The 14,107-nt window shown below is 54.8% G+C and carries 12 protein-coding genes; all 12 read right to left on the bottom strand.

What is annotated here, in order from left to right; all coding sequences use genetic code 11:
- Positions 1-224: 224 nt before the first annotated feature.
- The 12 genes from DOLE_RS17935 to DOLE_RS08230 all read right to left on the bottom strand — a co-directional run bounded on the left by DOLE_RS17935 (position 225) and on the right by DOLE_RS08230 (position 13,925).
- Positions 225-1,550 (bottom strand): TIGR04283 family arsenosugar biosynthesis glycosyltransferase, encoded by a 1,326-nt coding sequence (locus DOLE_RS17935; RefSeq protein WP_012175032.1) that lies wholly within the window; start codon positions 1,548-1,550, stop codon positions 225-227.
- A gap of 4 nt (positions 1,551-1,554) precedes the next feature.
- Positions 1,555-2,301 (bottom strand): DUF3047 domain-containing protein, encoded by a 747-nt coding sequence (locus tag DOLE_RS08280; RefSeq protein ID WP_012175031.1) that lies wholly within the window; start codon positions 2,299-2,301, stop codon positions 1,555-1,557.
- Positions 2,302-2,606: 305 nt separating this feature from the next.
- Positions 2,607-4,562, bottom strand: a complete 1,956-nt coding sequence (locus tag DOLE_RS08275) for an acetoacetate--CoA ligase (RefSeq protein ID WP_012175030.1) — start codon at positions 4,560-4,562, stop codon at positions 2,607-2,609.
- 70 nt (positions 4,563-4,632) lie between these two features.
- Positions 4,633-5,325 (bottom strand): SRPBCC family protein, encoded by a 693-nt coding sequence (locus DOLE_RS08270; protein ID WP_012175029.1) that lies wholly within the window; start codon positions 5,323-5,325, stop codon positions 4,633-4,635.
- 23 nt (positions 5,326-5,348) lie between these two features.
- The gene (locus tag DOLE_RS08265) at positions 5,349-6,176 is read right to left on the bottom strand and encodes an SDR family oxidoreductase (RefSeq protein WP_012175028.1); all 828 of its coding nucleotides are present in this window, start codon (positions 6,174-6,176) and stop codon (positions 5,349-5,351) included.
- 12 nt (positions 6,177-6,188) lie between these two features.
- Positions 6,189-7,187 (bottom strand): amidohydrolase family protein, encoded by a 999-nt coding sequence (locus DOLE_RS08260; RefSeq protein ID WP_012175027.1) that lies wholly within the window; start codon positions 7,185-7,187, stop codon positions 6,189-6,191.
- Positions 7,188-7,288: 101 nt separating this feature from the next.
- Positions 7,289-8,647, bottom strand: coding sequence for an oxidoreductase (locus DOLE_RS17300; RefSeq protein WP_012175026.1), 1,359 nt, complete (start codon positions 8,645-8,647; stop codon positions 7,289-7,291).
- Between the two features lie 113 nt (positions 8,648-8,760).
- A complete protein-coding gene (locus tag DOLE_RS08250; RefSeq protein ID WP_012175025.1) occupies positions 8,761-10,341 on the bottom strand; it encodes a long-chain-fatty-acid--CoA ligase in 1,581 nt (526 codons plus the stop codon).
- A gap of 16 nt (positions 10,342-10,357) precedes the next feature.
- Complete coding sequence (locus tag DOLE_RS08245) at positions 10,358-11,521, bottom strand: acyl-CoA dehydrogenase family protein (RefSeq protein WP_012175024.1); 1,164 nt, start codon at positions 11,519-11,521, stop codon at positions 10,358-10,360.
- Between the two features lie 13 nt (positions 11,522-11,534).
- Entirely contained in the window at positions 11,535-12,302 is a 768-nt protein-coding gene (locus DOLE_RS08240) for an enoyl-CoA hydratase/isomerase family protein (RefSeq protein WP_012175023.1), read from the bottom strand.
- Positions 12,303-12,311: 9 nt separating this feature from the next.
- Positions 12,312-12,743, bottom strand: coding sequence for a Zn-ribbon domain-containing OB-fold protein (locus tag DOLE_RS08235; protein WP_012175022.1), 432 nt, complete (start codon positions 12,741-12,743; stop codon positions 12,312-12,314).
- Positions 12,744-13,925, bottom strand: coding sequence for a thiolase family protein (locus DOLE_RS08230; protein ID WP_012175021.1), 1,182 nt, complete (start codon positions 13,923-13,925; stop codon positions 12,744-12,746).
- Positions 13,926-14,107 lie beyond the last annotated feature (182 nt).

The following is a 14,107-nucleotide window of genomic DNA, read 5'->3' as shown; positions in this document are numbered from 1 at the left end:
AAACAGTCTCAAGTTTCTCGCAATCTAACCCGACCCGGACGGGTTGTCAAACCGGCCGCCGCCTACCGCAAGCGGCGGGTGGCACCGTCCCTGCTGTCTCTTTCCCTTGCTCGTGCTCTTTGATCGAAACAAAAAGACGATTACGAGTACGATTACGAGCACGAGCACGATAAGACACAACAGGTATACCTTTTACGTTTATGATTGAGCAGTAATGATCCGGGTCAATACCACTGACGCAGGGTTTCCGGCGACACCCCCATCAGATATCCCAACAGAATCCGCTGGTTTCGAAGGGTCGTGCGCAAAAGTCCCAGCCGTTCCCATCTTCGGGCGTCGGTGTGGACCGGGACCGGCAGCAGGCAAAGTGAATGGTGGTTGCGCTTCAGGCGGCGCATGAACTCAAAATCTTCCATGATGGGCATCTCCGCATACCGGCCCAGGGACGCAAACACCGGCCGTCGCACGAAAATGGCCTGGTCCCCGTAGGGCAGCGAAAAAACACGGGACCGCAAGGCCACCAGTTTTTCGATTCGCCGAAAGGCACGGCCCGGGGCCTCGATGCGCAGCATAAAGGCCCCCGCGACGGTTTCAGGAGACTCCATGGCCCGGCGTACATGGGTGTCATACCCCATGGGCAGGCGGGTGTCGGCATGCAGGAACAGCAGGATATCCCCTGAAGCGGCCCCGGCCCCGGCATTCATCTGAAGGGCCTTGCTCCGGGGAGCATACAGAACCGATGCGCCGCAGGACCGGGCCACGGCCGGCGTGGCGTCGGTGCTGCCGCCGTCCGCGACAATCACTTCAATCCCATCGCCCTGCTGAGCGGAACAAATGGCCTGTTCAATACCCCCGGCTTCGTTGAGCGCGGGAATAATCACTGAGATGCGTGCCCCGGACGCAAACAGCGGGGCGTCCTGGGCCGCCGCCTGCCAGGCGGCCATGTCCGCCGAACGATCCACGTCAACGGCCATGGGCAGGAACGAAACCGGCAACTGGTGGCTCCGGGCCTTGGCCACGGTCTGGGCCAGCACCTCCTCCGTACTCCAGAAAATTCCCTCAAACAGCCCGGCGCCGCCCTTTTTTTCAAACACCTGCCGGGTCATACCGATCAGCCAGTAACCGCCGTCCTCCACCGGACCGATCACGCAACCGCCCGCTGACAATGCCTGGTCAGCCTCCTTCAACAGGTCGGAGGAGACTGCCGGGCAGTCGGCGCCGGCAACAATGCACCGGCGGTAACCGGCGTCAAACACCACCTTCATCACATTTGCCATGCGAAGGCCGATATGCTGCCCCTGCTGTTCCATGTATGCCAGGTCGTGGCCCAGCCAGTCCGCCATGGTCTGCGCGCCGCACCCGGTGAAGGCCACACGCAGGTCCGCGTTATGGGCCGCGGCATAGGTGCGAAGCTGCCAGGCCGTAAACTCGGTCATGCGCTGCTGCAGGCGGGCCGCGCCGGCTTCTCCCAGGGCCGGAATCAGACGGGTTTTGCTGAATCCGGGAAGGGGGTAGCGGGTAAACAGCACAATCATGGTTTTCGACGACATGGCATCACCTTTGACAGAGCACCTCGATATGATCGATAAAGGCCGTGGCCTTTTCCCCGGTGTCATCGGAATCGCTCATCACGGCCAGGGACGCCTCAGCCGGCGGATCCTGCAAAAAGGCCTTCCGGTAGTCGGCCAGCACATCCACTGATTCGGTCACCCAGGTTCCGGCCCCGGCATCCCCCGTCCGCAGGATCACCATCATGGCCCGGTCGGTATAGGGGTTGGGCAACATCAACGTCTCCTGGTGCCGGTTGGCCCAGATATAGTTAAGCGAGCTGTGGGGCGGATATTCACCGTAGATGGCCTTTGCAATACGATAGGTGGCCTTTGTCAGAAAATCAGCTCTTGCCGGATCATACTTGAAGATCACGTAAACCCGTATGGGATAATCATCCCCTTTCTTTTCCCGGGCGTCGCCCTTTTCATAGACATTGCGAATTTTCCAGCGCCAGCGGACCACCGGACACTCATAGACATTAAATGTTTTTGTATAAACAAGACCGGAGGCGGCATTGTCCGTTTCCGCCTTGAGCACATTGTCGCCGTTCTCCTGTGCAATAGAATAGACAGTATGTCGTTTGATTTTGGGAAAAGCCAGGGGCTCCCACTGGTCCAGGCTGTCAAAGGTTTCGGTCATCCACACCCGGAGGTCTGCCACCGGTTCCTCGGCGTTACATACCCAGGCAACACCAAAAATCAGGTAAAGCAGCATCAGACTGCCGGCACTCTTTTGTGTCACAATACGCATCAGTATCCCCCTGGCACCGATTCAACATCAACATCGTAGAAACCCATCAAGATAACGTACAATATTTTTCGCGCATTTTTAAATAAAGAAGCAGCACTCGATCCGGTAACGGGACGGTAGAAAAAGACCCAACCCCACAACCAAAAGGAGAACTACAGAGGCAGGATAACAAAAAGAAGGGCAAGGGCAAAGGAATTAAAACAGGCCGGATCATCATCACGATCATCAGGGCATTTAAAGAAAAACCCGGGCAATGGCGTCAGGGAGACGCTGGCAGAGACGGCGCCTCTGGACGCTTGAACGGGTCAATCCGTCCGAAGTTCCGCGATACCGGTATAACAATCCAGGGCTTCCGGATTCTTAAGGGCGTCTTTGTTCAAGACCGGCTTGTTTTGAACCATATTTTTAACCGCCAGTTCGACTTTTTTCATGTTCAAGGTATACGGAATTTCCGGGACGGCGATGATTTTGGCCGGCACATGACGCGGGGAGGCATTGACCCGGATGGTTTGCCGAATTTTCTGCTTCAACGATTCCGTCAGCTCAAATCCCGGGGCCATCCGGACAAACAGAATCACCCGAACGTCATTTTTCCAGTCCTGTCCGATCACAACACTGTCGGCGATCTCTTCCATCTGCTCAACCTGGCGGTAAATTTCAGCGGTCCCGATGCGAACGCCCCCTGGGTTTAAAGTGGCATCGGAACGGCCGTAAATTTTCACGCCGCCGTGCGCGTTGATTTCGATATAATCGCCATGACGCCAGACGCCGGGATAGGTATCAAAATAGGCGCCGTGGTATTTTGCCCCTTCCGGATCATCCCAGAAGCAGACCGGCATGGACGGAAACGGCGCGGTGCATACCAGCTCGCCCTGCCGGCCGATAACCGGCCGGCCGTCTTCATCAAATGCTTCCACCTTCATGCCCAGCCCCCGGCATTGCAATTTCCCCATGTATACCGGCCCCATGGGATTGCCCAGGGCGAAACAGCCGTTCAGGTCCGTGCCGCCGGCAATCGAAGCCAACTGGATATTCGCCTTGACGGCATCGTACACAAAGGCGAATCCCTCTTCGGATAACGGCGATCCGGTGGAAAGCAGAGTCCGAAGGGCCGCCAGATCATATTTTTCTTTAGGGATCAGGCCCGTGTTTCGCAGTGCCGTGATATAACCGGCGCTGGTTCCAAACACCGTAATTTTTTCCTCCTGGGCCATCTGCCACAGCGCGCCTTCATCCGGATAAAAGGGATTGCCGTCGTAAAGCACCAGGGTCGCGCCCACGGCCAGCGCACTTGTCAACCAGTTCCACATCATCCATCCGCAAGTGGTGTAGTAAAAAATCACATCCTCGCGCTTTACATCCGTATGCAGCATCAACTCCTTCAAGTGGTTGATCAATACGCCGGCCGCGCCATGGACCATACATTTGGGAAGCCCGGTGGTGCCTGATGAATACATGATATACAGAGGATGGTCAGCGGGAAGCTGAATAAACTCTACTTCCGTGTCGGTGCTGGCGGTTTTAAACTCATCAAACCGCACGGCCTTGGGAATGCCGGAAATGTCAGGCTTCGAATTCACATAGGGAACCACCACAACTTTCTCGAGCGAAGGGACCTGTGGAACGATATCTGCAACCCGTTCCAGGCAATCCACGGGTTTGCCTTTGAAAAAATAACCGTCAGCCGTAAACAAAACCTTCGGCGCGATCTGGCCGAAACGATCCATAACGCCCTTAATGCCGAAGTCCGGTGAACAGGATGACCAGGTGGCGCCCAGGCTGGTGGCCGCCAGCATGGCAATTATGGTCTGGGGCATGTTGGGCATGAATCCGGCCACCCGATCTCCCGGTTTAAGCCCAAGAGCCTTTAACGATATCACCAGTCCGGCGACTTCATCATACAACTGTCTGTAGGTCATGCGGATGGAGGGCCGTCCCTCTGCTTTGAAAATCAGCGCCGAATGATCATCCCGGTACCGCAAAAGGTTTTCCGCGAAATTGAGCCTGGCCCCCTCAAACCATCGGGCACCGGGCATTTTCCCCACGTCATCCACCACACAATCAAAAGGCGATGAGCATCGGATTTGGGCAAAATCCCAAAAAGCGGCCCAAAAATCGGAAATATTCCGGACCGACCAGTGATACAGTTCGTCATATTCCTGAATAGCGAGACTGAACCTCCTGTTAACAAATCCGATGAACTTAAACATATTGGATTGTTTGATCCGGTCTTCGGACGAATACCAGAGTATCCTGGCCACGGCCTCGTCATCTGTTTGGTGCGATAGGGGTTCGTTTCCAGTTTTCAAAATGTCACCTTTACTTCGGATGTCACTGTTCTTTTGGCAAGGATTCCCGGGGTGTTGTGGTAATGACGGTCCGGCAGTCCCTGTATTTATCTTTGCGTACCATTTTACGCAGGCCTTCAATGGTCTTGATACCCAGGTTCTTGGTAAACATGTCGGAGATGAAGCCGGGAATGGCCCCGCCCGGATCTCCTGCGGTCGTATAGATCACTTCAGTCTGATCAGGGCCGCGGGGCGTCAGAATATAACCGACTTTGATCGCAGGCAGTCTGACCATGTCTTTGCTTAGCTTATAATCGCTTTTGACCCCATTGATATCAACATAGACCGTGCCGGTTGTCTGGTCGATGGTATACTCGGTCAGATTAACCGCATCGCGGTCTTTTGCCGGAAACGGCACGTTGTTGACCATATAGGTATGGAAGCTGTCGGCTGTGTTCTCAAATTCCGGGGCAGTGACAAAAGCGGATTCCTTGCAACTCAGGATGAACTCGGTTAAAGCAGGTACATCACGGAGGACCGCCTCGACAACCGCCACGGGCGCATCCACCATTCCTACCCCCATCACCGCCTGATGTTTGCTTTCGCTATCTGTTAGGGTGTATCCGATGATACCATCCGATTCACCGATCTTCTCCCACTCTTGAGACCATGCCACGGAAGAAAGCAGACCCATGATGATCAAGACGACGATGAAAACACCCTGACGACAATTCATTATTCTTTCCTTAATGATCCGGGTTAGAACACAAACATATCCGCACCGCCGGTGACCGGTATGGCGGCGCCGGTGATGAAACCGGCGTCTTCACCGGCCAGAAAAACGACCAGGGGCGAGATTTCTTTTGGTTTGCCCAGGCGCTTCATGGGGGTCCGCGCCCTGATCCGGTCGAGCATTTTGGGATCATGCAACTGAACGGCTTCTGTTTCGATAAAACCGGGAAGAACCGCGTTGACGGTTATGCCATGCCCGGCCCCTTCCAGGGCCAGGGATCGGGTCAGACCGATCATACCGGCCTTGGAAGCGCCATAACCCGGCTGGGCAAAAGCGCCGCTTACGGCGACAAAAGAGGAAATATTGATAATCCGGCCCCACCCGCTTTTCTTCATATACGGCCAGACCGCCTGAATACAGTTGAACGCGCCGGTCAGATTGACCTTCAGGTCCCGTTCAAACATCGTCAGATTCTGGTGTTCCAGGGCGGCCATGTTGTCCATGACCCCGGCATTATTCACCAGGATATCCACCTCTCCCAGCTCAGCGGCAATCTCCGCCACGACCATTTGAACCTGATCCGGGTTTGTCACATCCATTTTCATGGCCAGACTTTTACGACCCATCGTTTTTATTTCCGCGGCGGTTGAAACCGTCCGGACGTTTTCACTTCCGGCAAAATGGGCGGCCAGAACACTGTATCGGCCCAGTTGTTCTTTGTCGGGGAGCTCCGATTCCACCAGCAGATCCGTGACCGCGACATTGGCGCCGGCCGCACCCAGGGCCAACGCAATGGCCCCGCCCAGACCTCTTGAGGCCCCTGTCACCAACGCTGTTTTACCCGATAACGTCATCTTGTTTTCCTTCTAAACGCGCCGCCGGGTGTCGATCCCCAGCAGCCCGGCCAGGTTGCCGCCGAATATCTTCCGGCGGTCATCGTCAGTTATCGCCGGATACCCATACCCCTGCTGCATGTCTTCGGGTATCTGAAAGGTCCTCATGCCCCGGACCGCCTGGGCCATCTGAAAGGCGAATCCGGCATAATCGGTTCCCCAGATGATTTTGTCCGGTCCGACCCAGCGAAGGGCTTCACCGATGATGGTCGCAAACTTCCTGGGGGCGCAGATGGCCCAGGGGACCAGCAGGGACAGGCAGACATAAACGTTGGGGTGGCCCATGGCCACCATGTTTAAATCGTCGCAGTAAGGGTAGCCCATGTGAAAGGCCACGATTTTAAGGCCGGGAAAATCCCGGGCTACATCGTCCAGTTGTATGGGCAGGGAGTACTTTGACTTTCCCGGAGGTACCCAGCAGAATCCGGTATGGATATCCAGCACGATACCCAGCTCTTCGGCCTTCTTGTAGAACGGCCACAATTCCGGATCATTGATATAGGTGTCTTCCGGCGGATAGAACTTGAAGATGCGGGCGCCTTTTTCCTTGACCCAGTATTCCATTTCCCAGATGGTGTTTTCTACGCCCTTGTGCTTGATGGGGCTGATATTGGGTTGATACATGAAACGATCCGGGTTGGATTCCACCACTTTTGCCATTTCACCGTTGGACACCCAGCGGCTGGTATAGCCGGTCGTGTCCATCATCGATTCCGGCAGAAGACAGGCGATATCCACGCCGTATTTATCCATGGCGGCCAGAAGCTTCTGCGGGTCGGCCGTTTTCATCATCTCCCACTCTTCCAGACCCTCAAAGGCTTCCGGCGGCATGCCCGTCACCATGGGCCGGGCGATATTATCAATGGCCCGCCACCACATCTGGACGCCGGGGAAATGGTTGATGTGCGTCATATCGCCGATTAAATGGGGCTCGGGGTCAATCTTGAAATAATCGTCTCTGAATTCCGGCATGGTCCTCTCCTTTCTGCTCTATTCAATTAAACTCCGGGCCACCATCTTTTTTTGACGGCCACAAAAATTATGTCCATCGAAATCATATTCGGTCCAGTGCCTTACCGTTTCGTGCGTCCCTGCAAAGGCCGCCAGCTCTTTTCAATATAACTCAATTCATTCTTCCACCACGGACGATCAAGTGACGGCATAGGCGCTCTCAATGCACCCTCGGGTATAATTGACTCATGTTTCTGCCACGGACCGATCTTGTATTCATCCAGGGCATATTCCCTTCCCAGATTCGGGTTTTGCGGACATGCGGGAGTGAGTGCGGTAAGAAAACGCATGAGGCATGTATTGCATCGTGTGCACCGAACGATCTCTTTTGCTTTTTCGGCTGCAAGCTTGTTCACGTATTCCGGGTCACAGTACATCTGCCTTCCCATGGCCTGAAGGTCATACTTGCCTTCGGCGATATTCTTTTCTATCTTGACCGGATCGTGCTGAGAGGACACCATGACCGGAATCTTGAGCGCCTTCTTGAACGCCTCGCCATGCTCGGGAATGTGCCTGGAACGGTCCATGTCCGTAATGAGGTGTCCGGACTCCTCGTAGCCGGCGCCGTCGGACAGACTGATATAGTCCAGGCCTATCGCTTCCAAGTCCTTGGCCACATCGATCATCTCTTCCTCGGTCAGGCCGCCCTGCATATGCTCTTCCGCGCTGATCCGGCAACCAACGGCAATACCCGGGCAGGCATAGCGGATCTGTTCGGCCACCTCCATGAGAAAACGTTTGCGATTGCGCCATTCTCCGCCGTACATGTCTGAGCGTTTGTTGGAAAGAAGCGATAAGAACTGATGTTCGAGATACCCGTGCGGCGCGTGAATCTCTATGGCATCGAACCCGCAGATGACCGCCAGCTGGCAGCTGTTGGCGAATTCCTTCTGTTCGCTGCGAATCTCTTCGATGGACATCTCCCGCGTCATTTGCCCCGTCATATAGTATCTTGAATATTCAATGACGGCATAAAGGTCCGAGAGATGGTTGGGCGTTTTTTCAGCGGCAATCTCATAGGGCAGACCGGCTGTCGCGGCCGGGGCCAGCTTATGATGATCATAGGAATGACCTTGCCTGCCAAACCCAATGGTCATCTGAGCCGCAATCCTCGATCCGAAATAGTGAACCCTGTCGGTAAGATCGTTCATTCCATGCATGTGCCCCTGATGATAGAGATGTGGATTCCTGCCGGCCGGAAACTCTCCCGCCAGTTTCGTGCCCATGATCGCGCCAGTGGTGATCAAACCGGTGCCGCCTTTTGCCCGAGCCCCAAAATATGCGATATACGGCTCACCGACTTCACCGTTTGCCTGGCACAACGCCTCGTTCATCGGGGCCATGACGATCCGGTTCTTCAATTCAATCGGGCCGATCTTGATCGATGATAAGATGTGCTTGAATTCTTTTTTTTCCGACATTTCAGTTCTCCTTTTCATGATATTGTTTGCCCCGCCGATATCCTCCGGCGACTTGGAGAGCACTGACGCTCGATCCCTTCCCTGACCATTCAGGAGAGGGACTTTAATCCTTGTTATCCGATTTTCCTGTCTTGCCCCTGCCAGAAAGTTGCCTTGATCTCCTTCTTTAAAACTTTCCCGATGATGGATGTAGGCAGATTGTCCCAGAAGACAATCGACTTGGGGCATTTATACCCGGCCAGCCGCTCTTTGCAGAAAGCAATCAACTCTTCTTCAGTCGCTGTTTTACCTGGTTGCAGGACCACCACCGCCTTGACGATTTCACCCCAGCGGGGATCCGGAGCCGAGACCACAGAGCATTCCGCCACGGCTTCATGCTGGTAAAGGACATCCTCGGTCTCCTTGGGATAGACGTTTTCTCCCCCGGAAATGATCATGTCCGCTTTGCGGTCGGTCAAAAACACATACCCATCTTCATCCATGTAGCCCATGTCGCCGGTATGGTACCATCCGTCTCGCAGGGCCTCGGCGGTTTTCACCGGATCCTTCCAGTAGCCGGCCATGATGTGTTTGCCGGTGACGCATATTTCGCCGCTTTGCCCGTACGGCAGGGCACGGCCCTCGTCGTCGGCGATCTTGATTCGGGAACAGGGGGCGGTTTTACCGGCGCTGGCCAGTAAACGTGACCGGGAGCCCTCGATCTCGTGATCCTGATAACTTAACATCGTTGCCGCGCCGCCGGCGGTTTCGGTGGCCCCATATCCTTGAGAAAAAATATTGCCAAACCGCCGAATGCACTTTTTCAAAACTTCCGTGGGAAAGGGGCTGCCGGCATAGGTCATGTAAATCAGGCTGGAAATATCGTATTTATCGGCGTCCGGATAATCGACCAGCCAGCCGTAAATGGTCGGCACCAGATTGATATGGGCGCACTCTTCATCCTGAATCAGCCGCAGGATTTCGCCCAGATCCATCTTGCGGTTGATGACAGCCTTACCGCCAATTGAAAGTGTCAACAGTACCGGCCACAGGGAAACATGAAACATGGGTAGCACCATGCAGGTGGAAAACCGCCGGCCCGGCCCCAGGTTGGCCAGCGCAGTGGCCGCCGTGAGTACGGCATTGGCGGTGGTGGTCATCAGGTTCCGGTGGGTCAGCATGACCCCCTTGGGAAGACCGGTGGTGCCGCCGGTGTACATGAGAATGGCCAGGTCCTGTTCATCGACCGGCGACTCTGGCACCGGTTCCGTGTCCGGGTGTGTCTTTATCAGTTCTTCGTAGGAAAGGTACCCGTCAATAAAGTTTTCTATGGATATCCAGTACCTGATATTCGTCAAACCACTCTGGATGGAACAGGCCCGATCTTCAAATCCATGCCCCACCAGAAACAGGGTTGATTCACCATGGTTGATGACGTAGGTCAGCTCTTCATCGGCCAGACGATGGTTCTGCGGGCAGACACAGGCCCCGATCTTGGCTGCGGCAAAATAGATTTCCACGTACTGGCTGCAGTTTTCCGCCAGGACCGCCAGGTGATCCCCTTTTTTGCACCCCAGCGCCGTCAGGGCATTGGCCAGGCGGTTGACCCGGGTATTGAGTTGCCGATAGGTCATGCGGGTTTCTTCAAAAACGATCGCCTCCCAGTCCGGAAAATGAACCGCGCCGTTGGTTGAGATGTCGCCTAAGGTGTACATTCTTGCTCCTTCTTTTTTATGGCCACGATTTCGGGAACCCCTGAAACTGCATGATCATGTTGCGGCTCATTTCATTGGAGATGGGTGAAAACTGGAGCTGGAACGCGTCCCGAAGAAAACGCTGCATGGGATATTCATTGCAGATGCCGTAACCGCCCAGGATTTCCGCGCCCTTGATGGTGGCGTGCAGAGCGCCGTCGGCGGCGATGACTTTGGCCATGGTGGCCTCCATGTGATAGGGCTGACCGTTATCACACAGCCAGGCCGACTTATAAGTGATGTTCCGGGAATTCTCCAGGTTGATGTACATGTCCGCCAGGTAATGCTGCAGGCTCTGGAACCGGCTGATGGGGCCGCCAAAGGCCTGCCGTTTCCGGGCATAGTCAAAGGCGTATTCGTAAGCGGCCGCGATCAACCCCACCCCCATCATGGCCACGCCGATGCGTTCGGGGTTGAGTACGGTCAGCATTTCAAACCATCCATTGCCGCGAGTGCCCAGGATGTTCTCTTTGGGGATTTCCACGTTGTTAAATGAAATACCCACTGAATCGCAATGGTGGCAGCTGATTTTCGGGATGCGGGTGATGGAAATCCCCTTGGCGTTTGCCGGCACCAGGAAAGTGCTCAGTGATTTGCTGGGCTTGTTGTCCGGGTCCGTGCGGCAGATGGTGATGAAATAGTCGGCCACATGAGCGCCGGTGATAAAGACCTTTTCGCCGTTTAACACCCAGCGGTCTTCTTTTTCCTCGGCGCAGGTCTGGACGGCGCCGAGGATGTCCGTGCCGCCGCCGGGTTCGGTCAGGGCCATGCAGAATCTCAGCTTGCCCTCGCATATCTTCGGCAGCAATTCTTCCTTCTGTGATGTGGAGCCGAGTTCGGCAATAAACCGGGTGCCGAAGCCGATGGTGGTGCCGATGGCCAGGGCCACTGAAGTGGAGGCTTTGCATATTTCTTCATAAAGAAGCATGCCGTCCACCATGCTGACACTGTCACCGCCATATTCCGTCGGAACATTCATTCGAAAGGCGCCCAGGTCGTTAAACTTCTGCCACAGCTCATCCGGCGGGAAATCAACATTTTCATCCATCCATTGCACGTAATCCAAAGAGAGCTCTTTTTTGCAGAAGCGCTGGGTCTCTTTTTTGAGCATTTCCTGCTCCCGGGTGAATCCAAAATCCATCTAAATCTCTCCTTTATGCTTTGGGCGGGTTTAATAAAGACTGAATATCCGGGGCGTATACCAGCCAGGTAATGCCGTTTCTTTCCACGGCCAGGGCCGCTTCCAGGCTGGTGCCGTCCGTTGCCTTGTCCATGATCTCCTTGGCCATTCGCAGAGCAATGGGTTTTTTCAGGCTTAAGTTGTCGATGATTTTGCCGAATTCAGTCTCAAATTCATCGTCGGCAAAAACCCGGGTCAAGAGGCCCATGTCGTACATGTCCCGGGCGGTGTAATCCTTGCGGCCGCTGTAGATGACTTCCCGGGCGCGGAAGATGGGCATGCTGCGGGGAAGCCGCACGGTGCCGCCCCATCCCGGCAGGATTCCCATATCGATTTCGGTGGTTCCGAATCTGGTGGATTCACAGGCATAGAGCAGGTCGCAGCACAGGGCCAGCTCCAGACCCCCGGCCAGGCAGTGTCCGTGCAGTCTGCCGACAATCACTTTGTTGCAGTTGGCCATGGCCCGCTGCAGGTCCATGCCTTCGTGCGCCAGCCAGTTGAGACAGTTGTCATGGGTGGCAAGAGATGGAAATATCTCCAAATCACCGCCGGTACAGAAGGATTTGCCTTCTCCGGCCAGGACCACCACTCCGACGCTGTTTTCTTTCCGGACTTCGATGAAGGCCCGGGTCAGATCTTCGGCCATCTCCCGGTTAATGGCGTTACGCTTTTCCGGCCGGTTCATGGTGATGCAGCAGACCGGGCCGTCAATCCGGTATACAATGGTTTTATAATCCGCCATGGGGCCTCCCTATTTTTTTACGGGCTTAAAGTACGGAAGATAGAAATCGTCGTTTAATTTGTGGAAAACCACTTCCACTTCCATATCAATGTGGATGTCCGCCGGATCGCATTCCACGATCCGCGTCATCATGCGGATGCCTTCTTCCAGATTCACATAAGCCACCGTGTAGGGCAGGTCCGCCATGAACTTCGGCTCCACCATGTCGTAGGCCGTGGAGAACATATAGACTTTGGCTTTGCCGCTGGCCGTAATCCAGTCCATGTTTTTCGACCAGCATTCCGGGCAGACCTTGCGCGGGTAAAAGATATTGGCATTGCAGTCCTTGCAGTGCTGAATCAGAAGCTTGCCCTGTTTTGCGCCTTCCCAGAAAGGTTTTGACCAGGGTTGTGTTTCCGGTAACGGCCGTGTCATATCAAACTGGATGTTCTGAATATCCATTTATGCCTCCTTCCCCCAAACGGTTGCGATGTTGTTAAATCCCGACCCGCCGGCCGTGTTCTGATACACGTAACGACAGTTCTTTACCTGTCTCTCACCGGCCTTGCCCATGAGCTGGCGGGCGGTTTCCACGTACATGGCCGTGCTGACGCCGGAGCCGGTATGCCCCCGGCCAGGGGCATCGCCGATGGTCGACCATGGGATATCCCCGCCGAAGGACATCCGGCCTTCCGCGAAATATTTTGCGCCTTCTCCGATGGGAGCAACGCCCAGGGCTTCGGCCATGATGGGATGGTTCATGGGATAGGCCATGTAGATGTTCCAGAGGCTGATATCGTCTTTGGTTACCCCGGCTTCGGCCATGGCTTCCGTGGCGGTCACCGAGAATCCTTCCGCTACTTTATAAAAGTCCCGCAACACCGGCGTGCCGCTGAAATACCGGACCGATTCCCCCAGCTTGTAAGCCACGGGTTTGTTCATCTTGCCGGCGTCATCCGCGGAAACAAGCACCATGGCACTGCCGCCGTCTCCAAGGATGTTGCTCTCTCTTTTATGAAGGGGTGTGTTCAACAGCGATGATTCCATGACCATTTCCGGCGTCGGCACCTTTTTCTGATAAAAAAATGAATTGGGGTCTCTGGTGGCCCAGCTGCGAAGCGCAGTCACGACAGACGCCATGTGCTCGGGTTTGGCGCCGGTTTCATGCATGTAACGGTTGGCCATCATACCCATGAGAATGTTGTAGGTGGTGCCGAAAGGATACTCCCACTGCATGTCGACCCCGGCCTTGGCAAAAAAATTGATCTGCTCTTCCAGGGGGATGGTGGAGTGGACGGTCACGTGCGGGATCAGCACGGCTTTGGCTATCCCTGAAGCGATATACTGTTCCGCCAGCCGGATACAGTTGCTGGTGCTGGCACCGCCGGCGTTGCAAACACACGTGTCCTTGCAGCCTTTCAGCCCCAGTTCCTCCGGCAGCTTGCCGAAGGAAAGCTCGGCCGCCAGCTTGGGTTGGGCCTGGGGCGCGACATTGATGACCGCCTCAATGTCATTTTTATCCAGACCGGAGTCTTTGATCGCCTCCATGCAGATGTCGTAAAGAATGTCCCATCGGGTCCGTTCCGGCATGATCCGGGTGGGGACTTCACCGATGCCGATGATCGCAACGTTTGAATTTCCCATTTACACCTCCTGCTAATAAAATGATCATTTGAAACTTGACATGTCTTTTTCTGCCTGCTAAATCTACAGAAAATGAACGTTACGTTTTTAGTTAGTCTATAGAAAACCAAGTGTCAATACTCAATAGTTGGACAGAACAAAACAGGGTGAATCGTTGTAATATATACAATTTATTATATTTA

The sequence above is a fragment of the Desulfosudis oleivorans Hxd3 genome, from assembly GCF_000018405.1.
GTDB classification, from domain to species: domain Bacteria; phylum Desulfobacterota; class Desulfobacteria; order Desulfobacterales; family Desulfosudaceae; genus Desulfosudis; species Desulfosudis oleivorans.
Note: the sequence above shows the minus strand (reverse complement) of the source record. Positions and strands in the feature narration are given on the sequence as shown.